The organism is Amycolatopsis sp. cmx-11-32 (assembly GCF_047608695.1).
In the GTDB taxonomy this organism is placed as follows: domain Bacteria; phylum Actinomycetota; class Actinomycetes; order Mycobacteriales; family Pseudonocardiaceae; genus Amycolatopsis.
The window spans coordinates 1-24,192 of the sequence record NZ_JADNQN010000017.1 but is presented as its reverse complement, the minus strand read 5'-3'; the positions used below and the strand labels follow the sequence as shown (position 1 = coordinate 24,192).

The window sequence follows — 24,192 nt, the reverse complement described above, 5'->3', positions numbered from 1 at the left end:
ACCTTCACGGTGTGCTCCGCTGCGACCCGCGAAAGGTGGACATAAGGGGAGGTATCAGTGTCGGCCATGCCCACTCAACGACCTGGAGCAGTGCGATGACCACCTACGTGCAGGACCAGCTCGGTGAGTACGACGAGGAACGGCAAGGCGTCCTCGATGCCGTCGGCAGCCTGCCCGTCCGCGCGGTGCGTCCTCGTGACGACCGCGGCCACGCGGACCGCATCACCTTGTCGGCCGCGACCACCGACGGGGTGCACATGCGGACCGAGGACGTCCGTGCCTGGATCGCCGAACGCCGCGAGGCCAACGTCTTCCACGTCGAACGCATCCCCTTCGCGGACCTGGACCAGTGGGGGTTCGAGGCCGCGACCGGCAATCTCGTGCACCGAAGCGGACGGTTCTTCACCATCGAGGGCTTGCACGTGGTCGAGGCCGACGGCCCACACGGTGACGGCCCCTACCGCGAGTGGCAGCAGCCGGTCATCAAACAGCCCGAAGTGGGCATCCTCGGCATCCTCGGCAAGGAGTTCGACGGAGTCCTGCACTTCCTGATGCAGGCCAAGATGGAGCCGGGAAACCCCAACCTGGTGCAGTTGTCGCCGACCGTACAGGCCACTCGCAGCAACTACACCAAGGCACACGGCGGTACGAACGTCAAGCTGATCGAGTACTTCGCCCCGCCCGATCCCGAGCGGGTGATCGTAGACGTTCTCCAGGCGGAACAAGGCTCATGGTTCTTCCACAAGTCCAATCGCAACATGATCGTCGAGACCGTCGACGACGTGCCGATGTGGGACGACTTCTGCTGGCTCACGCTCGGCCAGATCGCGGAACTGATGCACGAAGACGAGACGATCAACATGAACGCCAGGAGCGTGTTGTCGTGCCTTCCGTACCACGACACGGCTCCCGGCGCGCTGTTCTCCGACATCCAGCTCCTTTCGTGGTTCACGAACGAGCGTTCGCGCCACGATGTGCGTGCCCGCCGCATTCCGCTCACGGACGTCAGCGGCTGGAAGCAGAACGTCGAAGTGATCGAGCACGAGGACGGCCGCTACTTCAAGGTCCTCGCGGTCGCCGTGAAAGGCAGTAACCGCGAGCGGGTCAGCTGGACCCAGCCGTTGCTCGAATCCGTCGGTCTCGGCGTCGTCGCGTTCCTCGTGCGCGAGATCGGCGGCGTGCCACACGTTCTGGTGCACGCCCGCGCTGACGGTGGTTTCCTGGACACGGTCGAGTTGGCGCCGACCGTCCAGTGCACCCCCCACAACTACGCGCACCTGCCGCCGGAGAGCAGGCCGCCCTTCCTCGACGCCGTCCTGGACGCTCCACGGTCGAGGATCCGTTACGAGGCAATCCATTCCGAAGAAGGCGGCCGCTTTCTCAACGTCAGGGCCCGCTATCTTGCGGTCGACGCGGACGAAACCATCGATCCGCCGCCTGGCTACGCCTGGGTCACCCCGGCCCAGCTGACCGCGCTCACCCGGCACGGGCATTACGTCAACGTCGAGGCCCGCACGCTTCTCGCCTGCATCAACGCCGCGACCGCACAGCCTCAAGGAAGTGCATGAAATGAAACAGATCACCGTCCTCGGCGCGTCGGGCTTCGTCGGCTCGGCTGTCACGCGCGCACTGGCGCGGCAGCCGATCCGGCTGCGAGCGGTGGCGCGGCGGCGGTTCGCCCCCGCGCCCGGCCAAGCCGAAATCACCGTCGTCGCCGCGGACCTCACCGACCGTGCCGCGCTCGCCGACGCGGTCGCGGGATCGGACGCGGTCGTGTACCTGCTCCTGGCGGACGGCGGATGGCGCGCGGCTGAGACCGAGGCGGCCGAACGCGTCAACGTGGGTGTGATGCGGGACCTCATCGACGTCATCGGCGGCACCGGCGATACGCCACCGCTGGTGGTGTACGGCGGTGCCGCCTCGCAGGTCGGTGTGCCGCCTCGGGAGCCGATCGACGGAAGCGAGCCCGACCACCCGGCGACTCCCTACGACAAGCAGAAGCTGACCGCGGAACAGCTCCTCAAGGACGCCACGATCGACGGCCGGGTGCGCGGCATCAGCCTGCGGTTGCCGACGGTGTTCGGCGAGACCACGGCACCGGACGCGAACCATGACCGCGGTGTCGTATCCGCCATGGCGCGGCGAGCGCTCGAAGGCCAGGCACTCACCATCTGGGGCGACGGCACGGTGCGGCGCGACCTGGTCCACGTCGAGGACATCGCGGCGGCGTTCACGGCGGCGCTGGCCACCCCGGCTCCCCTCGTGGGCGGGCATTGGCTGCTCGGCGCCGGCCGAGGCGATCAGCTGGGCGAAGTGTTCCGGCTGGTGGCGAGGGAATTGTCCGAACTCACCGGTCAGGACCAGGTGGACGTGACTTGTGTGGAGCCACCGTCGCACGCGCCCGAGACGGATCTCCGGAGCGTCACCATCGATTCCACGCCGTTCCGGGCGATCACCGGATGGCACCCGGAGATCTCGCTGCCCGAAGGAGTGCGTCGCACCGTCGCCGCATTGACGACATCAGTTCAGGGAAAGGTTCGCACATGACCACGCGTGTTTGGGACTACCTGGTCGAATACGAGGCCGAGCGGCTCGACTTGCTGGACGCGGTCGAGACGGTTTTCAATTCCGGGCAACTCGTGCTCGGCGCGAGCTTGCGCGGCTTCGAGTCGGAATTCGCCGCGTACCATGGGGTCGAGCACTGTGTCGGCGTCGACAACGGGACGAACGCGATCAAACTCGGTCTCCAGGCGCTGGGCGTGGGGCCGGGCGACGAGGTGATCACGGTGTCGAACACCGCCGCCCCGACCGTGGTCGCCATCGACGGCACGGGTGCCACCCCGGTCTTCGTCGACGTCCGCGAGGACGACTTCCTGATGGACACCGGCCAGGTCGAGGCCGCGATCACCGAGCGCACCAAATGCCTGCTGCCCGTGCACCTGTACGGCCAGTGCGTGGACATGGCTCCGCTGAGGGAACTCGCCGCGAAGCACGGACTGTCCATTTTGGAGGATTGCGCGCAGGCGCACGGAGCCCGGCAGAATGGCACGGTCGCCGGTTCGACCGGCGACGCGGCCGCGTTCTCCTTCTACCCCACCAAGGTGCTCGGCGCGTATGGCGACGGCGGCGCGGTCATCACGTCCGCCGAATCCGTGGAACGCAAGCTGCGGAGATTGCGCTACTACGGCATGGACGAGCGCTACTACACGCTGGAAACGCCCGCCCACAACAGCCGCCTCGACGAGGTCCAGGCCGAGATCCTGCGGCGCAAGCTCAAGCGTCTCGACACCTACACTGCCGCCCGCCGGGCCGTCGCCGAGCGCTACGTGGAAGGTCTCGGTGACACCGAGCTGAAACTTCCGCGGACCGTCTCCGGCAATGAGCACGTGTACTACGTGTACGTCGTGCGTCACCCGCGGCGTGACGAGATCCTCGAACGCCTCAAGGCGTACGACATCCACTTGAACATCAGCTATCCGTGGCCCGTGCACACCATGACCGGGTTCGCCCACCTCGGCTACGAAACCGGCTCGCTCCCGGTCACCGAGAAACTGGCCACCGAGATCTTCTCGCTGCCGATGTATCCCGCGCTCACCGCCGACCTGCAGGACAAGGTCATCCACGCGGTCCGCGAAGTGCTGTCCAACCTCTGACCAGTCCAACCTCAGGAGCAGCTGTGCAAGCACGAAAACTCGCCGTCGAGGGCGCGATCGAGTTCACCCCTCGCGTCTTTCCCGACGACCGGGGCCTGTTCGTCTCGCCGTTCCAGGAGGAGGCCTTCATCGAGGCTTACGGCGGCCCGCTCTTCCGGGTGGCACAGACGAACCACAGCATGTCCAAGCGCGGCGTGGTGCGGGGCATCCACTACACCGTGACGCCGCCGGGTATCGCGAAGTACGTTTACTGCGCACGCGGCAAGGCCTTGGACATCGTGGTCGACATCCGGGTCGGGTCGCCGACGTTCGGCAAATGGGACGCGGTCCTGATGGACCAGCAGGATTACCGGACGATGTACTTCCCCGTCGGCGTCGGCCATGCCTTCGTGGCGCTCGAGGACGACACCGTCATGTCGTACATGCTCTCCGCGGGCTATGTGGCGCAGAACGAACTCGCCCTCTCGGCCCTGGACCCCGCACTGGGCCTGCCCATCGACGCCGAAGTCGAACCGATCCTGTCCGATCGGGACGGGGTGGCCATCACGCTCGCCGAGGCGGAGCAGCAGGGCCTGCTGCCGGACTACGCCACCAGCCTGGAGCTCGAGCGGCAGCTGTCCGGAGTTCCTTTGTCCGCCTGACGCTTCGTGAGTGGTAAGGACGGTTAATCGAGGGGTGAGGCAACGGTGGCGTCGCATGTGCTCGCCCAGGTGCTGATCTGGGTGTCGCGAAAGCCACTTTCGGGACATCAGATGTCCCGAAAGTGGCTTTCGCGACATGCCCGGTGCGGGTGGTGTGGTCACGAAGGTCCCGCGACCTGACGACACCTTTGCCTTACCGCTCAAGAGAACCGTCCTTACCACTCACGACCCGCCGTACCGACCGGAAAGGTGAGATCAATGCCCGCTGCGAAGGTCAAGCAGCTGCTTCGAAGCAAGCTCAGATCATGGGGGTGGATGTATCGATGACTGCCGTTGCCGAACCCGCTGAGGACCTTTCCGTCCTCACCGGACTGACCGAAATCACCAGGTTCGCCGGCGTGGGAACCGCGGTTTCCGAGGCGTCGTACTCACAATCCGAGCTCCTCGACATCCTCGACGTCGAGGATCCCAAAATCCGGTCGGTCTTCCTCAACAGCGCGATCGACCGGCGTTTTCTCACCTTGCCGCCGGAGGGTCCCGGTGGCGGACGCGTATCGGAACCGCAGGGCGATCTGCTCGACAAACACAAGAAGATCGCCGTCGACATGGGCTGCCGGGCACTCGAAGCCTGCCTGAAGTCGGCGGGAGCGACGCTTTCGGACCTGCGTCACCTGTGCTGCGTCACCTCGACCGGTTTCCTGACCCCCGGCCTGAGCGCGCTGATCATCCGTGAGCTGGGCATCGACCCGCATTGCAGCCGCTCGGACATCGTGGGCATGGGCTGCAACGCGGGCCTGAACGCGCTCAACGTGGTCTCGGGCTGGTCCGCGGCACACCCGGGTGAGCTCGGTGTCGTCCTCTGCAGCGAGGCCTGTTCCGCCGCTTACGCGCTGGACGGCACGATGCGGACCGCGGTGGTCAACAGTCTTTTCGGCGACGGCTCGGCCGCTCTCGCCGTCATCTCCGGCGACGGGCGCGTGCCCGGCCCCAGGGTCTTGAAATTCGCGAGTTACATCATCACCGACGCGCTCGACGCGATGCGTTACGACTGGGACCGTGACCAGGACCGGTTCAGTTTCTTCCTCGACCCGCAGATTCCCTACGTGGTCGGTGCGCACGCCGAGATCGTCATCGACAGGCTGCTGTCCGGTACCGGGCTCCGCCGCAACGACATCGGCCATTGGCTGGTGCACTCAGGGGGCAAGAAGGTGGTCGACGCCGTCGTCGTCAACCTCGGCCTGAGCCGGCACGACGTCCGCCACACCACCGGTGTGCTCCGTGATTACGGGAACCTCTCCAGCGGCTCCTTCCTCTTCTCCTACGAGCGACTCGCCGACGAGGACATCGCCCGGCCAGGGGACTACGGCGTGCTCATGACCATGGGGCCCGGCTCCACAATCGAAATGGCGCTTATCCAATGGTGAGGCAGAACGAAGTGAACGGCGAACTGGTGCTGCGCATCGACGGCTCTAGCCCGCTTTCGGCCGCGTCGGTCGAGGAGATCGGTGGCCTCTGCGATCGCGCCGAGGACCATCGGGGACCGGGCCCGGTCACCGTTCACGTCACGGGTGTCCCGGCCGATGGCTGGGCGCAGGGGCTGACCGTCGGCCTGGTGTCCAAATGGGAACGAGCGGTGCGCCGGTTCGAACGGCTGGGCAGGCTCACGGTCGCGGTGGCGTCGGGTGACTGCGCCGGAACGGCACTGGACCTCCTGCTCGCCGCGGACGTCCGGATCGTCGATCCGGGGACCCGGTTGCTGCTCGCCTCGGCGGGCGGCGGTTCCTGGCCGGGGATGACCGTCTACCGGCTCACCCAGCAGGCCGGTGCGGCGGGTATCCGCCGGGCCGTGCTGCTCGGGACCCCGGTCGACGCCGAGCGCGCGCTCGCGCTCGGTTTGGTCGACGAGGTGTCCGAGGATCCCGCGAAGACGCTGGCGGGGCTGGCAGACGTCACGGACGGTGCCGAGACGGCGATCCGGCGGCAGTTGATCTTCGAAGCGGGCTCGACCACCTTCGAGGAGGCGCTCGGTTCCCACTTGGCCGCGGCGGACCGGGCCTTGCGACGGGAAGCCAAGCCGTGACAGCGGATTCCACGACTCTCTCGCCGGGGCTCGACCTTCGAGCCCTGGCGGGGGAGGCCCGCCGAGCCGACGACCTGCTCGCCGGACTGCCGTCACCTCCCGTCCGGAACGCGACGCAGCGCGCGGCCGCGTCCTCGGCACTGGACGAGATCAGGGCGACGCGCGCGGACTTCGTGGAGGCGCACGCGGAGGAGATCTACGACGAACTCACCGACGGCCGGACCCGCTGCCTGCGCATCGACGAACTCGTCCGCGCCGCCGCCCTCGCCTATCCCGGCCTGGTGCCGACGGAAGAGCAGATGGCGGCCGAATTTTCACGGCCACAGGCGGAAAAGGAAGGGCGCGAGATCGACCAGGGCATCTTCCTGCGCGGGATCCTGCGTGCCCCGAAGGCCGGTCCGCATTTGCTCGACGCCATGCTCCGGCCCACTGCGAGGGCGCTGCGGCTGCTCCCCGAATTCACTGAGACCGGTGTGGTTCAGATGGAGGCCGTCCGGCTGGAGCGTCGTGACGGCGTCGCGCAGCTGACCCTGTGCCGGGACGACTGCCTGAACGCCGAAGACGCCCAGCAGGTCGACGACATGGAGACCGCCGTCGACCTGGTGCTGCTCGATCCGGCCGTCCGGGTGGCGCTGCTGCGGGGCGGTGTGATGAGCCATCGGCGGTATGCGGGGCGCCGCGTGTTCTGCGCGGGGATCAACCTCAAGAAGCTGAGCTCGGGCGACATCCCCCTGGTCGACTTTCTGTTGCGGCGGGAACTGGGTTATATCCACAAAATCGTGCGCGGAATACGCACGGACGGTTCGTGGCACTCGAAGTTCGTCGACAAGCCCTGGATGGCGGCCGTCGATTCCTTCGCCATCGGCGGGGGAACTCAGCTCCTCCTGGTCTTCGATCACGTCCTGGCGGCGTCCGACTCCTACCTCAGCTTGCCCGCGGCGACTGAGGGGATCATTCCCGGCGCGGCCAACTTCCGGCTTTCCCGGATTACCGGACCGCGGGTGGCCAGGCAGGTGATCCTCGGCGGCCGCCGGATCCAGGCGGACGAGCCGGACGCGCGGCTGATCGTCGACGAGGTCGTCCCGCCGGAGGAGATGGACGCGGCGATCGACGCCGCGCTGGCCCGGCTCGACGGGGACGCGGTGCTGGCCAACCGGCGCATGGTGAACCTGGCCGAGGAACCGCCGGAGGAGTTCCGCCGGTACATGGCGGAGTTCGCGCTGCAGCAGGCTTTGCGCATCTACGGCGCGGATGTGCTCGGCAAAGTCGGCGGGTTCGCGGTGGGTGCGCGATGAGCGAAACCAGGGTGCGGTACGAAAAGAAGGATCACGTCGCCCACGTGACGATGGACCGGCCCGAGGTGCTGAACGCGATGGACCGGCGGATGCACGCGGAACTCGCCGACATCTGGGACGACGTCGAGGCCGACGACGACATCAGGGCGGTGGTCCTGACCGGCGCGGGTAACCGCGCTTTCTCCGTCGGCCAGGACCTCAAGGAACGCGCGCGGCTGACCGAAACAGGCGTGGAAGCGTCGACGTTCGGCAGTGCGGGTCAGCCAGGTCATCCCCGGTTGACCGACCGGTTCACCTTGTCCAAACCGGTGGTCGCCAGGGTGCACGGCTACGCGTTGGGCGGCGGTTTCGAGCTGGTGCTCGCCTGCGACATCGTCATCGCCTCCGAGGAGGCGGTGTTCGCCCTTCCGGAAGTTCGGCTCGGCCTGATCGCGGGGGCCGGAGGCGTGTTCCGGCTGCCACGGCAGCTGCCGCAGAAGGTGGCGATGGGCTATCTGCTGACCGGGCGCCGGATGGACGCGGCGACGGCGCTGCGCCACGGTCTGGTGAACGAGGTCGTCCCGGCGGCCGAGCTGGATCAGTGCGTCGCCGGCTGGACGGACAGCCTCGTGCGAGCCGCGCCGCTGTCGGTGCGCGCGATCAAGGAGGCCGCGCTGCGGTCGGTCGATCTCCCACTCGAAGAAGCGTTCAAGGCTTCGTATCACTGGGAAGAGCGTCGTCGCCGGAGCGCGGACGCGAGCGAGGGCCCGCGTGCTTTCGCCGAGAAACGGGATCCGATCTGGACAGGGCACTAGATCACTTCCCGGATATTGTTGACGCATGCGGATGATATTCACGGCCCTCGGGGGCTACGGACACGCTTTTCCGCTCATCCCGCTCGCCGTCGCCGCGCGCGACGCCGGGCACGATGTCAGTTTCGCGACCGCCGCGTCCTTCCTGCCGAACATCGAAAGAGCGGGTATCACTGGTCTCCAGGCCGGGAGCACCCCGCAGGAAGCGTTCATGGAGGAGTTGAACAAGGTCGACGGGGACCCGAGAGGGCTGCCGCCGGACGCGCTGCACCAGATCACCGGCCGGGTGTTCGGCGAAATCCTGCCACGGGCCGTCGCCGCCGATCTCGAGCCGGTGTTGGCCGAGTGGCGACCGGACCTGGTGATCTACGAGACGATGAACGCCGGTGGCGCGTTCGCGGCCAAACTCGCCGGGATCCCTTCCGCCAGCCACAACTTCGGTCGCGTGGCGGAGTACGAAGCCGGCAAAGAGATCCGCGAGCAGGTCGGGACGACCGCCGCCGAATTCGGTGTCGAGGGTGAACTGGAGACCGCGTTCGGCGACCCTGTCCTCGACATCTGCCCGGAGTCGGTGCAGTCACTGGAGTTTCTCGCCGCGGCGAAGCGGATCCCGCTGAGGCCGACCGGCTGGAGCACGCCGGGTGACCTGCCGGCCTGGATCACTGGCCGCGACCGGAGCCGCCCGCTCGCGTACCTGACTTTGGGCACCCAGTACGGGAACACCGACGTGCTGACCGAGGCGATCGCCGGCCTGGCCGTGCTCGACATCGACGTGCTGGTCGCCACCGGCCCGGCCGTCGAGGTCGAGCTGCTGGGTGACGTGCCGGGGAACGTGCGGCTCGAGAGGTGGGTGCCGCAGCACGAACTGCTGCCGCATCTGGACATCGTCGTGCACCACGGCGGGAGCGGGACGACGATGGGCGCGTTCGGCGCCGGGCTGCCGCAGCTGTTCCTGCCCCAAGGTGCCGACCAGCTCGCCAACGCCGAGGCGTCGGTCAAGGCAGGCGTTGCCGCCCAGCTCGTCGATGACGATCTCACGGCCGAAGGCGTCACGGAGAAAACCCGCGCCCTGCTGACGGACACCGCGGTCCGCGACGCCGTCCGCGCCCTCGCCAAGGAGGTCGCCGCCATGCCGGCCCCCGCCGAGGTCGTCACCACCTTGCCCGGCTACTTCCCGAGTACCTGAAGGCCCCCTGGTTACGGAGCTGCTGGTCAGCGCTGCTGGTGGTAATCCGGACTTGGCATCGCCAGTGCCTGCAGAGGCCGAGCGGGGAGGATTTAAGACGTTGAACGTCCGGAATCTTCCCCTTTCGGCTGGTGTCGGGGTTCCTTGAGGGAGGCAGGCTCCTAAACCTGTGTTGATCAAGTTCCGCGACGGTGTGATCCCGCGTTCCTGGCCCTGTCCCGCCGATCGTGTCCTGTGGATGAACTTTCAGCAGGAGGCCGGCACGATCGCGTCGGCGCAGCCCATCGCCGGATCCGTCGCGGTCTCGCCGGGACCGCGACGAAGGTGCCCCCCGCCCCAGACCCTGACGCCTTCGACCACGGGCAGGACAGTGGTCCCGTAGGGCGTGAGCCGGTAGAGGACACGCGCCGGGACCGGCCCGGTCACCACCCGTTCGACGAGTCCGTCGGCCTCGAGTTCGCGCAGTTGTTCGGCCAGCACCTTGGGCGTGATCGGCGTCCCCCGGCGGCGGAGGCCCGCGAAATGGGACTCGCCGTTGGCGAGCCAGTACAGCAGGGTCAGCTTCCATTTCCCGCCGATCGCGGCGAACGCCGCGGCCATCGGGCAGCCGGGCAGCGGGTTGGGGCGCGAGAGGTTACCTGCAGGTGCCTTCTTGTCCATGGCCGTGCTCCACTCGGATAGTCAGACCATGACCGTGCCATACAGACGAATCCTGACAGCGGGCCTTTCGGCCCTGATGCTCATCGCGACGGCGGTGTCGGGCGACGCCGCGACGTCTCCCGCGTCCTCGACGGCCACCGATGGCCAACGAGCCTTCGACTGGGAAATAGGCTCTTGGCGCTCCTCGGTACGCGTCTTGGCCGAGCCGCTGTCGGAGTCCTCGGACGCGTGGCTTCACTTCACGGGCACCAGCACCGTCCGGCCACTTCTTGACCGGCGGGCGAACGTCCTCGAATTCGAGGTCTCGGGGCCGAACGGCCGCATCGAAGCCCTCAACCTGCGGCTGTACGAGCCTCAGGCGCAGCGGTGGAGCCTGACCTTCGTCAACGTCCGCGACGGGCTGCTCACCCCGGCGGTGTACGGCGGATTCCGCGACGGCGCCGGCGAATTCTTTGGCGATGACAAGCTCGACGGGCGTCCGATCAAGGTGCGTTTCCTCATTTTCCGTCATGGCAAGGACGAGGCGAGATTCGAGCAGGCGTTCTCGGCCGACGGTGGAAAGACTTGGGAAACAAACTGGGTCGCGGTGGATCGCCGAATCCGCCGCTGAAGGTCACCGAACCGAATCGGGGGAGTCGTTCTGGGTTTCGACGACCTCTGTCGCGCCTCGTTTGCTGAACGCAGCCCAGAGATTGAAGCCGATGATGGCGATCCCGGCCGCCACCCACAGCCAGATGAAACCATTGTTCCGGGCGATTCCGCTGAAAATGCCGAAGAGAAGAATCGCCGCACCGAATATGGCGCCGAAAATCGCGACCGGCTTCGACGGTTTCACGTTGTAAGAGGCCATTGGCTGAATCTCCGATCACATCGAATCCGACGAGAGCGGACTGCCCGTTGAGTGATCACCTCAAACCGGGGCCGCGAACCCGGCGGCGATGTTACGCCGAGTGTCGTAACGGGGGAGCCGCCAAAGGGAGCAATGAAGCTAGTGGAGAGGCCCGGTCAGTGGCCGAACGGGTCGGGGACGTCGCCGGGCAGCCACGTGTGGCCAGGGGCGGTCCATCCGTTCCTCTTGAGCATGCGCCTCGCGCCTCGCGCGTGCCTGCCGACGAGGCGCTCCAGGTAGAGCTTTCCGGCGAGGTGGTCCGTCTCGTGCTGGAGGCAGCGAGCGAAGAATCCGGTGCCCTCGACGGTGATCGGTTCGCCGTGTTCATCGAAGCCGTCGACGGCGGCCCACCGTGCGCGGCCGGTGGGGAAGACCTCGCCGGGGACCGAAAGGCAGCCCTCGAGATCGTCGTCAGGATAGGGCATGGTCTCGGGGATTTCGGACGTCCGCAGGACCGGATTGACGATGTGGCCACGATAGCGCGTCCCGGTGTCGTCCGGGCAGTCGTAGCTGAAGACGCTCCGGCCGTCCCCGATCCGCCAGACCGGCCCGTTGCTCGCGACGTCGGCGGTGGGGGCGTCGTGGTGGAAGTTCGTCATACCCATCAGCCTCATGACGGGCCCGCCGGACGTCAGGAAACGGCAACAACCTGCCACCTGGTCGCGGGCTGTGGAGTTCAGGCAGTATCGGTGCCATGCGGACGAGTGACGGCCTCACGAGGGCAGGCGATTCGGTCACCGTCGTGCGCGGTGAGGAGGAGCTGTTCCGCCGGGTAGGACACCTGTTCCCGACCGTGACCGACCTCGCCTGCGCCGCCAACGACCTCGCGACCTGGGTGGCCGATCGCGGGTCGGACGAACTCACCGCGGCGGCCGAGCGCCTGCCGGGCGACCGGCGGATCCGCAAGATCTACCGATCCGGCCTGCTGCTCGACCCGGCGTCCGCGCAGGAGCTGGCGAGGATCCGCGACCGGTTCGGGGCGCAGATCCGTGTCTCCACCCAGGACGTCAACGAGACGATCATCATGGACGGCAGGCTCGTGATCCTGGCGGGCGACCTCATCGCGGGACAACGCGGCTACAGCGTCATCACCCAGCCCGAAATCGTGCAGGGAGTGCGGTCGCTGTTCGAGACGGCCTGGCGATCGGCGACCGATCTCGCCGTCTACGACGCGCAGGTCACCGAGATCCGTCAGCTCGCGCCCGCCGTGCTGGACTTGCTCGGCAGCGGAGTCAAGGACGAAGCCGCCGCCGGCCCCTCGGCCGCGGCGTGCGTACCTACCCGCCGCCGGGTGGCCGAACTGATGTCCGCGCTTGGTGCCGAGTCCCGCTTCCAAGCAGGCGTTCGGGCACGCGAACTCGGTTTGGTCTAGCGCGGCGCCGTAGCCGGCGCCGTCCACGAAACTGGCCCGCGAGTGTTCGACCGCGTTCGGGCCGGTCGGTGAGCACCGGGGAGGACGACATCCTCGGTGGGGACATGGCCGGAAAACCGGCGGATTTCGGCGGCTACCGGGGGAATCGGCTCATCGCCCATCCTGGCCGGGTCTTGTGTTCCGGAACCGCCACGGGTTGCCGATCGTCGAAGACCAACGGGTCGGCAGGCAGCTCGACCCATTGAATCCGGCGTCTCGTGCCGTGAGAGGGAAGGACGTGTCGATGCGCGAAAGCATCAGCAAGATCGGCCTGGTCAACGGAGCGGTGGTCATGATCGGAGCGTTCACCGTCGCGAACCTTGTTCTGCCCGCTACCGCGAATGCCGCACCCGCCGCCGGATGTTCGGCCTTCATGAACTCCGCGGTCAGCGGCGGCTACAAAGCCATCCTCAGCTGCAATGGCATCGGGCTCTCTTTCGTCAACGGGCTCGGCACCACCCTCACCGACGCCAGTAAGGAGGCACGTGCCCTGGCGCAGATCGCGCTCGGCGGTGGCGACACCTGCAGTGCCTTCGTGCACAACACGGTTCCAGGTGGCTACAAAGTCACACTCACCTGTGTCGACACCGGTTTGGTATCCGGTGTGGGCACCACACTGACCGACGCCTCCCGAGCCGCCCGCGCGTCCATCTGAGCGGCCGCTGACTCTCGTCCCGCGTCAGCGTCCTGGCCGGGCGGCGACCCGTTCGGCGAGGAACAGGTCGACGTTCGGGGCGACGGGTGCGCCGTCCGGCGGTGTGTCGGGTGCGGCGGTGTGCACCGGTGGGATCCGCTGCCGCATGTCGAGGTAGTGGATCTCGCCGGTGCCGACGTCGCGGGCGAAGGGCAGGAACGGGAAGCCGTCACCGTGGCCGGTGCGCTCGGCCAGGCCGCCGGGTGCGTAGATCCGGTCCACCAGCGCGCGTGCCGTGCGGGTGTCGAGCAGTTCGGACGGCGCGTCCGGCACGCGCGCGCCGTCGTGTACTTGCCACACCTCGAAAAGTGTCGCGGCACGCCGATCGTCCACTGTGTCCGGTCGACCCTGGACGGCGTACCGGAGATAGGTGGCACGCAGGTAGTCCAGGTCTTCGTGGCCGGCGGGCCCGCGCCCGGCGAGGCCATCGAGGATGTCCTCCAGCGGCGGGCAGCCACCGGGGTGGATCGCCGGGGGCTCGGCGACGAACGCGAACCGGGGCGGCAGCGACTCCCTGATGTCGTCGGCCGTCGCGTCGATGAGGTGCACCGGCAGCGGGCCGCTCATCCTGCCGTCACGGTCGAACGCGGCCTGTTCGGCGGGCCAGGTCCAGAACCAGCCGAGCGGGAAGTCCACTGTGGCCGCGAGCGTACGGGTGCGGTCCGGGTCGGTTCGCAGCGTCGTTGGCTGGCTGCCGAGCTGCCAGTGATCCGCGGCCAGCCCGCGTAACCGGGCACGGTCGCCGGCGATCACCGGTGCGTCCTGGTCGGCGGGCAGGTACGCGCTGAACGGTCGTGGTCCGAGCACGCGGACGGTGTCGAGCCGGTCCGCGAGGTGCTCGTGCCCGCCGAGCGAGTCCACGACGGAAACCGCAAGCCCGCGCCAGAAAAGCGGCAATCGTTCGTCGTCCGCGAGGTCCAGCAGCCGGGCTGGAGCGACGTCGTGGTGGACGCCACCGGTCAACCGCAACGCGAGCAGTCCGACTACTTCCTCCACAGTGGACAGTCGATGTTCCCGCCGGAGCCACGGCGCCACCGCGGCGACGGCCGCGGCGGTGTCACGCGCCTGCCACAGTAGCGCCGCGGTGACCGCGAGCGCGTCGTCCGCGTCGGTGTCCAGGTCGGGAACGGGCTCCCCGAGAACGGCGGCGGCCAACGGGTGCGCGGCGTGCGGCGCCACGAAGTCCGCCAGTGCCTCGGGAGCGACCCGCGCCACCGCGGTAAGCCACAGCCACATGTCCGCCAGGTTCTCGTCGTCGGGCCCCGGCCAGTCCGCGAGGCGCGCGGTCACCAGGTCGCGGGTGAGCACGCCCAGGTCGCACGCCAACGCGAACGCGTCCTCGGCGACGCCGCCCGGCCCCTCCGCGACCGCGAGCAGCCAGTCCCGCTCGTCGCCGGTGACGTCCTTGCCGACGGCGACCGTTCGCACCAGCCGCCGGACCGTGGGACCGGCGGCGCGCCGGTCGCCGGGAGCCGGGAGCGGGAAGGGCTTGGTCACCACGAACGCCTGATCCGCGCCCGCGTGCACCACCGTGAAGGGTGACGGCGCCGCGACCAGCCGCCGCGCCACGTCGTCATGCGGCCCTTGCCAGTGCACGAGCAGGTCGTCCACCAGCTCGCCTTTGCTCGTGAACGCCCGCTGGTGGGACTGCCAGTGCCAGAACGCGTACGGGGTCGTCGACGGCATGGCACGGTCCGCCAGTGCCGCGACCGCGTCCTCTCTGCCCTCGGACTGGGTGAAGCGGCTTCGGGACGGCGGCGCCAGCGTGAGGAAGTCCGCGTCGTCGAGGGCGGCGAACCATTTCTTCAGCACCGTGAGGTCACTGGCGGGGCGTTTGGCCATAACGCAGTATTCCCGGTTCGGCACGGGTGCCCGACCCGGATCCGCCGACGCCATCCGGCGCTCAGCTGTCGGACCGTTCTTCGAGCACTACCGCGAGGGCCGAGGCGATGAGGGCGACAGCTCGATCCTCGTCGTCGGCCAAGTGCCGCAGGACGCCCCGCGCGAGGGCCGACGGCATCTCGGCGAGTGCCTGGGTCAGGCGTATCCGCACCGCGGAGTCCGCGGTGTGTGCGGCGAGCTCGCCGACCAGCGCACCCATGATCCGGTCCGCGCACCCGGGGTCCCGTGACAACGCTCCCAGGACCTCAGCCGCCTCGACATCGTTCGTACCCTCGACCACCATGCCGACGAGTGTCGGCACGGCCGCGGTCGCGCCACGCGCACCCATGGCCAGAGCGGCAGGCCCGCGCACCGCCGCGTCCGAGTCCCCGAGTGCGTCCGTGAGTGCCGCGTTCGCCTCGTCACCGGACATCTCGGCGATCGCCAGTACCGCGCGCCGCCGGATGTCGACGTCATCCGAATGCACGCCGCCAGCCACGCCCGCCACAGCGTCACCGCCCGCCCGCGCGAGCGCCCACCGCAGGGCGCCCGCGACGTTCGGATCGGATTCGGTGAGGATCGCCCCGACCAGCAGCTCGGTGGGAACCGGCACGTCCTCGGCCGGGGCAAGGACGGTCTGCTGCCGGCGCGCGGCACTGGGCGAGGTGAGTCCGTGCAGGAGTTCCACGATGCGCAGGACGCCCTGCCAGCCGGAGGGCGCGGAGGCATCGACCGTACGGAGCCGTTCGAGTAGCTCCTGCTCCCGCTTCAGCCGGTCTTCGGTCCGTCGGATGAGGTCGCCGACCAGATCGGACGGCTCGAAGGCGGGATCCTCCAGAGCGCGTCCGATCTGGCGCAGCGACAATCCCAGGGACCGCAGGCTTTCCACATGGAAGATCCGGCGGATGTCCTCGTCGGAGTACTCGCGGTAGCCGCCGACGGTGCGGCCTGTCGGTCGCACCAGCCCGAGTGAGTCGTAGTGCCTGAGCATCCGGGTGCTCACCCCCGAGCGACGGGCCACCTCACCGATCAGCACGCTGTCACCTAGGCCCGGTCCGGGCCGAGCGCGACGAGCCGTTTCGCTTCGTCGATGGCCGAGTCGAAACTGGCATCCGGGTCGCGGAGGAGCCACTCCGTGGCGCGGGCATGCGCCTGCACCGCCGGGTCCTTGCTCGCCAGTCCCGTCCGCAGGGCCTGCTCGATCACGTCGCCGAGTGCGACGAGTGCCCGGCTGAGACTCAGTTGCACATCCCGGTCGCCGCGACCGAGTTGTGCGGCCAGTTCCATGGCCAGCCCTTCCTTCGCATCGTCGGGCACGAGGATGATCGCGGCACGCCACGCGCTTCGCGCCACCTCGTGGTCGGCGTCGTGCAGCAACGACCGCGTGATCGCGGGCCACACACTCCCGTCCCCGATCTTGGACAGCGTGTGCAACGCCTGGCTCCGGGCCTGAGCGTGCTCGGAACCGAGCTCCGCGCGCAGTCTTGGCACCGTGATCTCCGGCGAGAGGCGGGTCAACGCCCAGACGAGCATGTCGCGCACGAAGAAGTCCGGCTCGATCGCGCTCCGCTCCATGAGCGCGTCGAGGAAGCCGGGGTCGGGGTGCGTGCCGGCCGCCAGAGCCGCCTGAAGCCGCACCGACGAGTCTTCGGCGCTCAAGGCGCGGAGCACGTGGGTGTTCTGTGAATTCGTGTGTGGCGAGTTGACGGGGACCACCTCCTTCACCCAGTGAAGACCTTGTCACAGTGTCAATGTCAAGGGTTGTGGCCCTGTTCGAACCTATCCACGTCTTAGTACGAGGACTCCATCGCGCGGTCGAACCGCCCGACGAGGCTGGCGGCGATGGCCACCGTCCAGCGGCGCCGTTGACCGCTCGTCCGTCTTGGACGTCGACGCTTTTGCTCACGACTCCGACCACCCCTGATCCGTAGCTTCCCGTGGGTTCGGGGTGTCGGAGTCTTCGCGCCTTCACGCGGCCTCAGTCGATGAGGACGTTCTTGTAGAACAGGTTGGCGTAGCGGTTGGGATTGTCCATGCTGCTGCGTGACCCGAAGCCCATGTACAACCGGGTCTCCCCGGCCAGGCTCCGGTAGATCCCGAGGCCCTCCGGCTCGCGGTACACCAGCGACTTCCCCGCTTTGGTCAGCGCGCGGCTCTTCACCTTGCCGGTGTTCATGTCGATGCACGTGACGTAGGAGTCGATGTCGGCGGGGTTCGCGTGGCCCGTACCGTCCAATGTGTACAGATACTGGCCGTGGATGGTGTATCCCTGGAACGTCACGGGCTCGTCGGCCAGCGCGGGCTGCGCGAAGTGCGCCAGCGGCGCGCTGAAGTCGCCGGCGGCGGCGGACGCGAGCGGGTAGACGCTGATGAACATCTTGCCGCCTTCCTTGCGGCGTACCGCGATCCGCTTGGTGATCGGATCGGTGGCACAGGTGATCGTGTCGCTGCCGGTGAGGAACTTCTTCACCGACGGCGTGCCACCGTTGACGAACTTGAACCTGGCCAGCGCCGTCCCGCGACCGTCACCGGTGGGTCCGTCCGAGTCGCATTCCATCCAGAGGTAGGAGTCGGTGCCCACCGGTTCGACGCCGATCGAGACACCGTGCCCGGCGTTGGCGAGATGCATCGAGCCCTGGATCTCCCCGGAGAAGTTGACCTGGGTGACGCACAGGTCGTCCCCGGTCCCGCCGTTGCGGGCGTTCACGATGAAGATGCGCACGTTCTGGTTGTCGAAGGCGAAGCCCTGCATCACGTGGTGCGACTCGTGCAGGAGCTTGCCGCGGAACTCGTCGTAGGACGGTTCGGTGAGGTCGAAACGCTTGGACACCGGCATCGCGGTGATCGCGGCCGAAGCCGGTCCGGCGGACATCGCGCCGGCGCCGAGCAGTACCGTCGTCGCGGCGAGACCGCCACCGGTGCGCAGCAGCGAACGGCGAGAGAACGTGGATCGGACAAGATCCGTGGGCACTTGCTCAGGCATGAGCGCTCGCCTTCGTCGATTTTCGCGGTCCGATCGAAAATTCTTCAAGCTCGTACAAGATTCGTACAAATCGGCGGCGAGCACCGGTCCCTGGTGGTGTGGACTTGCCAGAATCATGGGCTGGTGCCGTGTGTCGTGGTGATCCGGGGACAGGCTTTTCGTGAAAGGTCTCCGATGCGTCAACCGGTTAAGGGCCGCCTGCAGGCGCTGGCCGCTGTCGACCAGGGCCTCGTACGGCGGCCCGCCCTCGGCTGGGGCGGTGGCTTTCCGCCGGATGAGAACGCGGGGACGCCGGCCGAAGGCGTGCCGGACAAAGCGCTCGACGAGGTTCTCCGGGATGGCTGGATCGCCGTTCCCGATGTTCCGGTCGAGCCGCGCGAGTCGGTCCTGGCCACGTTGGCCGACGAGGGCCGCGCCATCCTCACGCACTTCGATAAGGACGACAGCGGTTGCTGGCGCTAGCCGGATCGCGGGCGTCATGCCGAGGCTTGGGCTGGACACCGCGCGCGTGCTGAGGGTGGGCAGGCGTCAATTGCTGGTCAAGGTCGGCGAGCTGGCGTCACGGTTGTCCCAGTGTCCCCAAGGATCACAGCGGCGGGTAGTGAAGGGCTTCTTGCCTGCCCGGGGTCATACCGGTTGCGGCTCTTGCAGGCACGAGCGAGGTCGAGTCCCGACGAGGTGAGCGGCGCGGGTGACCCCATCCGCCACCTTTATCTGGTCCTTCGATATATCGACCGCGACCTTCTGCACCAGCCCATCGAGCAACGCGATGTCGACACCGTCGAGACTCGGAGCGACAGGGTCCAGCACACTCCGGCGTACGGTCGAGCCGGGGGAGGGCCTGCGATGACGCCGGTCAGCGATGTGCCGGGACAGGGGGCAGGTCGGTCTTCCGGGGTGCCGGTCGCGGGTCCGGACCACCGAAGTCGGCCACCCGGTCCCAGATCCAGTCGGCCATCGACGCGGCGACGGGCTCGTCGGGGTGTCCGGGGCGACGTTTGGCCAGTGCCCCGAACGCAAGGGCGACCAGGTACGCCCCGGCGTCGTCGGTCATCACCTGTTCCCACATCTCGTTCTCAGGCCAGTCCGGATGCGCCGCCGGGTCGGCTTCGATCTCGGTGCCCATGGTGATGATCTCGGCTGCCGACAGCAGGCGGAACGGCTCGGCAAGGCCCCAGGCGGAACCGGAACCGGGCTGCTGGCCGTCGTGCCAGGCCACCAGATCCTCCGCGACCATGGACCCGATCTTGTCGGCATCGGGCTCATCGGAGATCGAGGCTCCCGGTCGCAGGGTGGCGCGCAGGCCGGCGGGCATCACGTCGTCCAGCGCCGCCAGCGCGGAGGCCAGGTCGGTGCCGAGCATCTGGTCGCGGAGTTGCCGCCACCCCAGCTCGATCACCCCGGTGCGGCGGATGTCCTCCAGGGTGATGTCCTGGGCGTGAGCGTTTTCGGCGATCCGTTGCATCGCCCGAGCCGTCTCCACCAAGTTCTGCATCTGGTCTTCGGTCGGATTTTCGCGCAGCAGCCGCAGACCGAGGTGTTCGGCGTCGGTGAACCGGTACTGCACCAGGTAGGACCAGCCGAGCATCAGAACGACCCAGGAGTTCGCCGCATCGGCCCGGATGGCCTCCTCTGCCGCGGGGACGAACCGATCGAGTGGTGCGAAGCTTCCCAGCAGATACACCGCGCGTTTCCCGAGTGCCTTGCGCAGTTCGTCCGGCGCCGTCCGGGCGCACAGGGCGACCGCTTCGTCGAGTTGCCGCCACCCGTCCTCGTGCTCCCCGCAGAGCGCCTGGGCGGACCCCAGTTCTATCCAGTCGTCCCACTCCTCGTGTTCCTCGGCCAGCACGGTCCGCGCCCACCGCAGCGCCTCGGGATGATCGTGCTCGGCGAACGCCAAATGCCGGAGGGCACGAGCCGCGTTGACGAATTGGCGGTCGCGGCGACCAGCCACTCGGAGGTAAAGACGACGCGCTTCGTCAGCCTCGCCACAGATCTCGCGGTGATTGCCGAGCAACAGCGACACGCTGCTTCGCTCCGGCTGGGCCGCGAGCACCTGCAGCGCCAGTTCGGCGACCTTGGGATGCGCCGGCTGTGCCGCGAAAAGCTCCCAGGCCAGGTCCAGGGTCCGCTCCACGGCGTCGGCGTCATCGGAGGCCTTGCGTCCGAAGTCGCTCATCGCATTCCTCGCTTGACCCGGTACGCCCGGAGTTGGTCGAAGGTGCCGTCGTCGACGCCGTACTCCAGCACTGGCGCCACCTGGTCGAACCAGGACATCGTGGACGGGATGATGCCGCCGGCCGCCGCCAGTATCGCTTCGGTGGTGACCGGCACCAGCTCACCCCTGTTCATCGACTCGACCATCGCCTCCTGCAGCACGGTGGTCGTCAAGTGACTGAGATCCGCACCGGAGAATCCTTCGGTCGCCGCCGAGACGGCCACGACATCGACATCGCCGGCAGGCTTGCCAGCCAGCGTGCCCTGGACGATCGCCGCCCTGGCGACCGCGTCCGGTGGCAACACCAGCACCGTCTTGTCGATCCGGCCCGGTCGACGCAGCGCGGAGTCGATGTCCCACGGCCGGTTCGTCGCGGTCAGGAAGTAGACCCCGTCGTTCGCGCCGGCCACGCCGTCGAGCTCCTCCAGCAGCTGAGTGACGAGCATTCGCATCGAGTGAGACCCGCCGCCACCGGAGCTACGCCGTCCGCCGAGCGCGTCGAACTCGTCGAAGAAGATCACACACGGTGCTGCCGCGCGGGCATGGCGGAACACGCTCTGGATCGCCTTCTCGCTCTCCCCGATCCACTTGCTGAGCAGATCCGCGAGGGTCACGTGGATGAAGGACGCGCCGAGATCGCCGGCGATCGCCCTGGCGATGAACGTCTTGCCACAACCGGGTGGGCCGTACATCAGCAGCGACCCGCCCGGCTTCTGCCCGAACGCCGCCGCCAACTCGGGATTGCGCAGCGGAGCGAGAAACGTGGTGTCCAGGTGCCGCTTGACCTCGGCGAGCCCCGCGACGTCGGCCAGCGTCACCGCCGGGCGCTCGGTGTCCCACAGCGACGCCGAAACAGCGGCACCGCTGTCTCGACGGTCCTCGTCGGCCGGGGTCGGAACCGGGTTCGGCTCGTTTCCCCCGGACCGAACGGACTCGGCGGCCGGTGACGGGTTCGAGGCTCGCAGCCGCGCCGCCATCAGCCGGGCGCGCAGCAGACGGATCCGCACCGGATCACCGCCGAGGGCCTCGAACGCCGCCAGTTCGGTGGCGGCGCGGTCCGGGTCGTGCTCCAGCAGCAGCGTGACGAAGTCCTCGTGCAGCGCCAGATTACCGGGGTCGGCCCCCACCTCACGCGCGATCACTTCGACGAAGCTGTCGCTCGGATTTTCACCGATCACCGCGCGGCCCCTTCGATCCAACCCTTGAGCACACCCAGATTCGCCAGCGGGATGTAGTGACCGATCCGCGGATGGTCCAGCGTCACACCGACGACGCCGGTCTTGTCGAACGAGGCGACGTAGTCGACCGCAGCCGGCATCGGCACGCCGTACAACGGCACCGTGCCACCCTCCGAATCGACCAGCCCGAGGACACGGGCGGCTTCGTTCGCCCGCGCGGAGCTGCTGTAGAGGCAAATCATCGGCCCCTGCTCGGAGGCCACAGCGTAGGGACGGAGCCGGTCGGTCGAGCCGCGCGCGATGAAGAACCAGTGCTCCAGACAGGCCACCTGCCGCCACAGCGCGATCTGCGCCGCGGTGTCTCCTGCGGGCGCTGCTTTGACCGCCTCGTCGAGACGGTCCAGTTCGGCGACCAGCTCGGGGCTGTTGTCCGTGCTCATGCGGTTCTCTCTCGTCTGAGCTCAGCAGGCCCTGACGATGACCGAGTGCGCCTTGCCGCCGAGGTCGAGGATCTTCACATCCCGGTTACCGGCTGGCACGCGAACCTGATAGGTGCCGGGGTCGACCGGGTAGCCGAAGTAACTGCCCGCCGGGGCGGCGCCGGTGCCGGCGATCATCGAGCCGTTGGTGCGGTGGATCGTGGTGGGGACCGCTTTGCCGCAGTTGTTGGAGATGTAGATCTTGCCCTTGGTCGCGGCGGCGGCGGAACCCGCGCCGAGGACCGACATGACCAGACCTGCGGTGGCCAGAACGGTGAGAACGCGCGGGGTGGTCGTCATGGTGCTCCTCTGGGATGTCGTGGGGGTCGGCCACAAGATAGCCGCGGGCGTGTCCGCGCACTGTCGGTCGAACGAACCACACCGCCCTGGATCCGTCGGTGATGTAGGTCTCGGGCGGTGGCTTCTACGCAAGGAAAAGCCAGAAGGACGATCACCTGTGGCCCACCGGGTGGCAGATGCTACGGGAGCGGCTCTGACGCTGGGTTAGGGTCCGGGCTGTGGAAAGCCTGTTCCTGACCCGGGTGCTGGGTGTGCTTCGTTCCGCCGGTGACGAAGCGCTGTTCGTGCTGGATGGCCGGGTGACCAGCTACGGGCAGGCGCTCGACTTGGTGTTCCGGTTGTACGCGGGGTTGCCCGAGGGCGGGGTTGTCGCCATCGACGCGGGCAACCGGCCGGAGACCGTTCTCCTGCAGATCGCCGCGCAGCTCCGGGGTGCCACGGTTCTGCTCGTCGCCGCTTCGGCGAGCTTGCCGGATCGTCTCGCGGCGGTGTCGGCGGCCGGGGTCACGACGCTGGTGACCGATCAGGTGACGGAATGGCCCGCCGACGACGGGCGTGTGGTCTCGCTCGACGAACTGGTGACCCGCGAAGGTACCGAGCCTGCCGCCCTGCCGGGGTCGGTCACGGTCATCTTTCCCACCGGGGGAACCACCGGGGTGCCGAAACTCATCCGGCACAGTGGGATCTACGACGGGATGGCGCATATCTTCGCGCCGGATCCGGCGGGGCCGGGGCGCACGCTGCTGATCGCACCGATGACGCACATGACCGGGAACGCCACCGTGCTGGGTGCGCTTCTGCGGCGGGAAACTGTGGTGCTGCAGAAGGGTTTCGACGTGCGCGCCGTACTGGACGCGATCGCGGAGCACCGGGTCACCTCGGTGTCGCTCACGCCGGCGCGGCTGGCGGCGGTGCTCGATCATCGGGCCATGGCGTCGACCGACGTCAGTAGTGTGCGGCAGCTTTCGCTGGGGGCCGCGCCGCTTCCGCCACGACGGCTGGCCCAGGCGCTCGACGTGTTCGGGCCGGTGGTCGGGCAGGGCTACGGCCTCACCGAGGCGCCGATGATCGCGAGTATTTCCGCGGTGGAACTCGACGGGCGGCCGGAGCGGCTCGAATCCGTGGGCCGGATCGTGCCGGGTATGGAGGCGCGGATCGACGACGGCGAGATTCTGGTGCGCGGACTGTCCATGATGGATGGTTACCACGGCGCGCCGCCGATCAGGGACGGATGGTTGCGCACAGGCGATCTCGGCCGGTTCGACGACGAGGGGTATCTGTACCTGCTGGACCGCGCGAACGACGTCATCATCACCGGCGAGCACGGCACCAAGGTGTTCTCGACCGTGGTCGAAAACGCGCTCGCGCGGCATCCGCTGGTCCGTTCGGTGGCCGTGTTCGGCGTCCCGGGTGAAGGCGGCGAGGGAGAACGGGTGCACGCCGTGGTCGTGCCGGTTTCTCCAGGCACGCTGTCGGCCGACGAGATTCGGGCGCACGCCAGGGATTTTTTCGGACGTGAGCATTTCGTCCCGTCCGATGTGGACTTCGCCGACGCCTTGCCGCTGACCGCGATCGGCAAGGTCGACAAGCGGGCGTTACGCGCGCCATTCTGGACGGGACACGATCGTCACATCGCCTGAGCACGCCCTTTTCGTGGCTGGCTGCCTGTCGCCGTCACGTTCGGGTTGGCGGTGTGGTGACCGGGTGAATTTCAGGCCCGACAGCCATGTAGGTGCGAGACATGTTGTTGATTTTCTTCTTGTTCGGCGGGTGGGAGTTCTGGGGTGTCCAGCGGTGGCCGATCGTTTTGGACGGCATGTCTGTTCTTGTCGGCGACGATCTGGCGTTTGGGG

At 68.0% G+C, this 24,192-nt stretch carries 25 protein-coding genes; 14 read left to right on the top strand and 11 right to left on the bottom strand.

Translation table 11 applies throughout. The features are described from left to right. Positions 1-257 precede the first annotated feature (257 nt). From ACM6LR_RS35030 to ACM6LR_RS34990, 9 genes are all read left to right on the top strand, one after another. The gene (locus tag ACM6LR_RS35030) at positions 258-1,568 is read left to right on the top strand and encodes an NDP-hexose 2,3-dehydratase family protein (RefSeq protein WP_414940194.1); all 1,311 of its coding nucleotides are present in this window, start codon (positions 258-260) and stop codon (positions 1,566-1,568) included. A gap of 1 nt (position 1,569) precedes the next feature. Then, entirely contained in the window at positions 1,570-2,547 is a 978-nt protein-coding gene (locus ACM6LR_RS35025; RefSeq protein WP_414939941.1) for an NAD-dependent epimerase/dehydratase family protein, read from the top strand. After that, positions 2,544-3,653 carry a DegT/DnrJ/EryC1/StrS family aminotransferase gene (locus ACM6LR_RS35020; protein WP_414945314.1) on the top strand — a complete coding sequence of 370 codons (1,110 nt, stop codon included), beginning with the start codon at positions 2,544-2,546 and terminating at the stop codon, positions 3,651-3,653. Before ACM6LR_RS35025 ends, ACM6LR_RS35020 begins: the two co-directional genes overlap by 4 nt. A gap of 23 nt (positions 3,654-3,676) precedes the next feature. After that, on the top strand, positions 3,677-4,294 hold the full coding sequence (locus ACM6LR_RS35015; RefSeq protein WP_414939939.1) for a dTDP-4-dehydrorhamnose 3,5-epimerase family protein: 618 nt from the start codon (positions 3,677-3,679) through the stop codon (positions 4,292-4,294). 323 nt (positions 4,295-4,617) lie between these two features. Next, positions 4,618-5,718, top strand: coding sequence for a 3,5-dihydroxyphenylacetyl-CoA synthase DpgA (gene dpgA, locus ACM6LR_RS35010; protein WP_414939938.1), 1,101 nt, complete (start codon positions 4,618-4,620; stop codon positions 5,716-5,718). Beyond that, a complete protein-coding gene (gene dpgB / locus ACM6LR_RS35005) occupies positions 5,712-6,374 on the top strand; it encodes an enoyl-CoA-hydratase DpgB (RefSeq protein ID WP_414939937.1) in 663 nt (220 codons plus the stop codon). The genes dpgA and dpgB overlap by 7 nt, the downstream gene beginning before the upstream one ends. Continuing rightward, positions 6,371-7,669 (top strand): (3,5-dihydroxyphenyl)acetyl-CoA 1,2-dioxygenase DpgC, encoded by a 1,299-nt coding sequence (gene dpgC, locus ACM6LR_RS35000; RefSeq protein ID WP_414945313.1) that lies wholly within the window; start codon positions 6,371-6,373, stop codon positions 7,667-7,669. The genes dpgB and dpgC overlap by 4 nt, the downstream gene beginning before the upstream one ends. Continuing rightward, the gene (gene dpgD, locus ACM6LR_RS34995) at positions 7,666-8,463 is read left to right on the top strand and encodes an enoyl-CoA-hydratase DpgD (protein WP_414939935.1); all 798 of its coding nucleotides are present in this window, start codon (positions 7,666-7,668) and stop codon (positions 8,461-8,463) included. The genes dpgC and dpgD overlap by 4 nt, the downstream gene beginning before the upstream one ends. Positions 8,464-8,488: 25 nt before the next feature. After that, on the top strand, positions 8,489-9,646 hold the full coding sequence (locus ACM6LR_RS34990; RefSeq protein WP_414945312.1) for a glycosyltransferase: 1,158 nt from the start codon (positions 8,489-8,491) through the stop codon (positions 9,644-9,646). 246 nt (positions 9,647-9,892) lie between these two features. Here the strand turns inward: ACM6LR_RS34990 and ACM6LR_RS34985 are convergent, their stop codons facing one another. Next, a complete protein-coding gene (locus ACM6LR_RS34985) occupies positions 9,893-10,306 on the bottom strand; it encodes a winged helix-turn-helix transcriptional regulator (protein ID WP_414939933.1) in 414 nt (137 codons plus the stop codon). Between ACM6LR_RS34985 and ACM6LR_RS34980 the strand changes: the two genes are divergently transcribed. Beyond that, complete coding sequence (locus ACM6LR_RS34980; RefSeq protein ID WP_414939932.1) at positions 10,305-10,916, top strand: hypothetical protein; 612 nt, start codon at positions 10,305-10,307, stop codon at positions 10,914-10,916. The two genes, ACM6LR_RS34985 and ACM6LR_RS34980, sit on opposite strands and share 2 nt — an antisense overlap. A gap of 3 nt (positions 10,917-10,919) precedes the next feature. On the opposite strand, the gene ACM6LR_RS34975 is transcribed toward ACM6LR_RS34980, so the two are convergent. Both ACM6LR_RS34975 and ACM6LR_RS34970 read right to left on the bottom strand, forming a co-directional pair. Then, entirely contained in the window at positions 10,920-11,156 is a 237-nt protein-coding gene (locus tag ACM6LR_RS34975) for a hypothetical protein (RefSeq protein WP_414939931.1), read from the bottom strand. A 155-nt stretch (positions 11,157-11,311) separates the two neighbouring features. Beyond that, the gene (locus ACM6LR_RS34970) at positions 11,312-11,794 is read right to left on the bottom strand and encodes a peptide deformylase (protein ID WP_414939930.1); all 483 of its coding nucleotides are present in this window, start codon (positions 11,792-11,794) and stop codon (positions 11,312-11,314) included. A 95-nt stretch (positions 11,795-11,889) separates the two neighbouring features. On the opposite strand from ACM6LR_RS34970, the gene ACM6LR_RS34965 reads away from it, so the two are divergent. After that, positions 11,890-12,567: a DNA-binding response regulator gene (locus ACM6LR_RS34965; protein ID WP_414939929.1), complete on the top strand. Its 678-nt coding sequence runs from the start codon at positions 11,890-11,892 to the stop codon at positions 12,565-12,567. Between the two features lie 196 nt (positions 12,568-12,763). Continuing rightward, positions 12,764-13,261, top strand: a complete 498-nt coding sequence (locus ACM6LR_RS34960; RefSeq protein ID WP_414939928.1) for a hypothetical protein — start codon at positions 12,764-12,766, stop codon at positions 13,259-13,261. Between the two features lie 24 nt (positions 13,262-13,285). On the opposite strand, the gene ACM6LR_RS34955 is transcribed toward ACM6LR_RS34960, so the two are convergent. From ACM6LR_RS34955 to ACM6LR_RS34940, 4 genes are all read right to left on the bottom strand, one after another. Further along, positions 13,286-15,142: a hypothetical protein gene (locus ACM6LR_RS34955; RefSeq protein ID WP_414939927.1), complete on the bottom strand. Its 1,857-nt coding sequence runs from the start codon at positions 15,140-15,142 to the stop codon at positions 13,286-13,288. Positions 15,143-15,203: 61 nt separating this feature from the next. After that, complete coding sequence (locus ACM6LR_RS34950; RefSeq protein WP_414945311.1) at positions 15,204-16,217, bottom strand: MerR family transcriptional regulator; 1,014 nt, start codon at positions 16,215-16,217, stop codon at positions 15,204-15,206. A gap of 8 nt (positions 16,218-16,225) precedes the next feature. Continuing rightward, positions 16,226-16,906, bottom strand: a complete 681-nt coding sequence (locus tag ACM6LR_RS34945; protein ID WP_414945310.1) for a HEAT repeat domain-containing protein — start codon at positions 16,904-16,906, stop codon at positions 16,226-16,228. Between the two features lie 253 nt (positions 16,907-17,159). Continuing rightward, complete coding sequence (locus ACM6LR_RS34940; protein WP_414939924.1) at positions 17,160-18,164, bottom strand: teichoic acid biosynthesis protein C; 1,005 nt, start codon at positions 18,162-18,164, stop codon at positions 17,160-17,162. A gap of 174 nt (positions 18,165-18,338) precedes the next feature. On the opposite strand from ACM6LR_RS34940, the gene ACM6LR_RS34935 reads away from it, so the two are divergent. Beyond that, complete coding sequence (locus tag ACM6LR_RS34935) at positions 18,339-18,626, top strand: hypothetical protein (protein ID WP_414939923.1); 288 nt, start codon at positions 18,339-18,341, stop codon at positions 18,624-18,626. 394 nt (positions 18,627-19,020) lie between these two features. Here the strand turns inward: ACM6LR_RS34935 and ACM6LR_RS34930 are convergent, their stop codons facing one another. The 4 genes from ACM6LR_RS34930 to ACM6LR_RS34915 are packed head-to-tail and all read right to left on the bottom strand — an operon-like array spanning position 19,021 to position 22,339. Then, positions 19,021-20,343 (bottom strand): tetratricopeptide repeat protein, encoded by a 1,323-nt coding sequence (locus ACM6LR_RS34930; RefSeq protein WP_414939922.1) that lies wholly within the window; start codon positions 20,341-20,343, stop codon positions 19,021-19,023. Further along, positions 20,340-21,560: an ATP-binding protein gene (locus ACM6LR_RS34925; RefSeq protein WP_414939921.1), complete on the bottom strand. Its 1,221-nt coding sequence runs from the start codon at positions 21,558-21,560 to the stop codon at positions 20,340-20,342. The genes ACM6LR_RS34930 and ACM6LR_RS34925 overlap by 4 nt, the downstream gene beginning before the upstream one ends. Next, a complete protein-coding gene (locus ACM6LR_RS34920) occupies positions 21,557-22,000 on the bottom strand; it encodes a hypothetical protein (protein WP_414945309.1) in 444 nt (147 codons plus the stop codon). The genes ACM6LR_RS34925 and ACM6LR_RS34920 overlap by 4 nt, the downstream gene beginning before the upstream one ends. Positions 22,001-22,021: 21 nt before the next feature. Then, entirely contained in the window at positions 22,022-22,339 is a 318-nt protein-coding gene (locus ACM6LR_RS34915; RefSeq protein WP_414939919.1) for a hypothetical protein, read from the bottom strand. Between the two features lie 218 nt (positions 22,340-22,557). On the opposite strand from ACM6LR_RS34915, the gene ACM6LR_RS34910 reads away from it, so the two are divergent. Further along, positions 22,558-23,979 (top strand): AMP-binding protein, encoded by a 1,422-nt coding sequence (locus tag ACM6LR_RS34910; protein WP_414939918.1) that lies wholly within the window; start codon positions 22,558-22,560, stop codon positions 23,977-23,979. Positions 23,980-24,192 lie beyond the last annotated feature (213 nt).

Excerpts from the sequence above, each read along its gene's own strand:
- ACM6LR_RS34985 (WP_414939933.1), bottom strand. The coding sequence starts at position 10,306 with ATGGACAAGAAGGCACCTGCAGGTAACCTCTCGCGCCCCAACCCGCTG.
- ACM6LR_RS34990 (WP_414945312.1), top strand. The coding sequence starts at position 8,489 with ATGCGGATGATATTCACGGCCCTCGGGGGCTACGGACACGCTTTTCCG.
- ACM6LR_RS35025 (WP_414939941.1), top strand. The coding sequence starts at position 1,570 with ATGAAACAGATCACCGTCCTCGGCGCGTCGGGCTTCGTCGGCTCGGCT.
- dpgB (WP_414939937.1), top strand. The coding sequence starts at position 5,712 with ATGGTGAGGCAGAACGAAGTGAACGGCGAACTGGTGCTGCGCATCGAC.
- ACM6LR_RS34980 (WP_414939932.1), top strand. The coding sequence starts at position 10,305 with ATGGCCGTGCTCCACTCGGATAGTCAGACCATGACCGTGCCATACAGA.
- ACM6LR_RS35020 (WP_414945314.1), top strand. The coding sequence starts at position 2,544 with ATGACCACGCGTGTTTGGGACTACCTGGTCGAATACGAGGCCGAGCGG.
- dpgD (WP_414939935.1), top strand. The coding sequence starts at position 7,666 with ATGAGCGAAACCAGGGTGCGGTACGAAAAGAAGGATCACGTCGCCCAC.
- ACM6LR_RS34935 (WP_414939923.1), top strand. The coding sequence starts at position 18,339 with ATGCGTCAACCGGTTAAGGGCCGCCTGCAGGCGCTGGCCGCTGTCGAC.
- ACM6LR_RS34940 (WP_414939924.1), bottom strand. The coding sequence starts at position 18,164 with ATGCCTGAGCAAGTGCCCACGGATCTTGTCCGATCCACGTTCTCTCGC.
- ACM6LR_RS34920 (WP_414945309.1), bottom strand. The coding sequence starts at position 22,000 with ATGAGCACGGACAACAGCCCCGAGCTGGTCGCCGAACTGGACCGTCTC.
- ACM6LR_RS35030 (WP_414940194.1), top strand. The coding sequence starts at position 258 with ATGCGGACCGAGGACGTCCGTGCCTGGATCGCCGAACGCCGCGAGGCC.
- ACM6LR_RS34955 (WP_414939927.1), bottom strand. The coding sequence starts at position 15,142 with ATGGCCAAACGCCCCGCCAGTGACCTCACGGTGCTGAAGAAATGGTTC.
- ACM6LR_RS34915 (WP_414939919.1), bottom strand. The coding sequence starts at position 22,339 with ATGACGACCACCCCGCGCGTTCTCACCGTTCTGGCCACCGCAGGTCTG.
- ACM6LR_RS34975 (WP_414939931.1), bottom strand. The coding sequence starts at position 11,156 with ATGGCCTCTTACAACGTGAAACCGTCGAAGCCGGTCGCGATTTTCGGC.
- ACM6LR_RS34965 (WP_414939929.1), top strand. The coding sequence starts at position 11,890 with ATGCGGACGAGTGACGGCCTCACGAGGGCAGGCGATTCGGTCACCGTC.
- ACM6LR_RS34930 (WP_414939922.1), bottom strand. The coding sequence starts at position 20,343 with ATGAGCGACTTCGGACGCAAGGCCTCCGATGACGCCGACGCCGTGGAG.
- ACM6LR_RS34970 (WP_414939930.1), bottom strand. The coding sequence starts at position 11,794 with ATGACGAACTTCCACCACGACGCCCCCACCGCCGACGTCGCGAGCAAC.
- dpgA (WP_414939938.1), top strand. The coding sequence starts at position 4,618 with ATGACTGCCGTTGCCGAACCCGCTGAGGACCTTTCCGTCCTCACCGGA.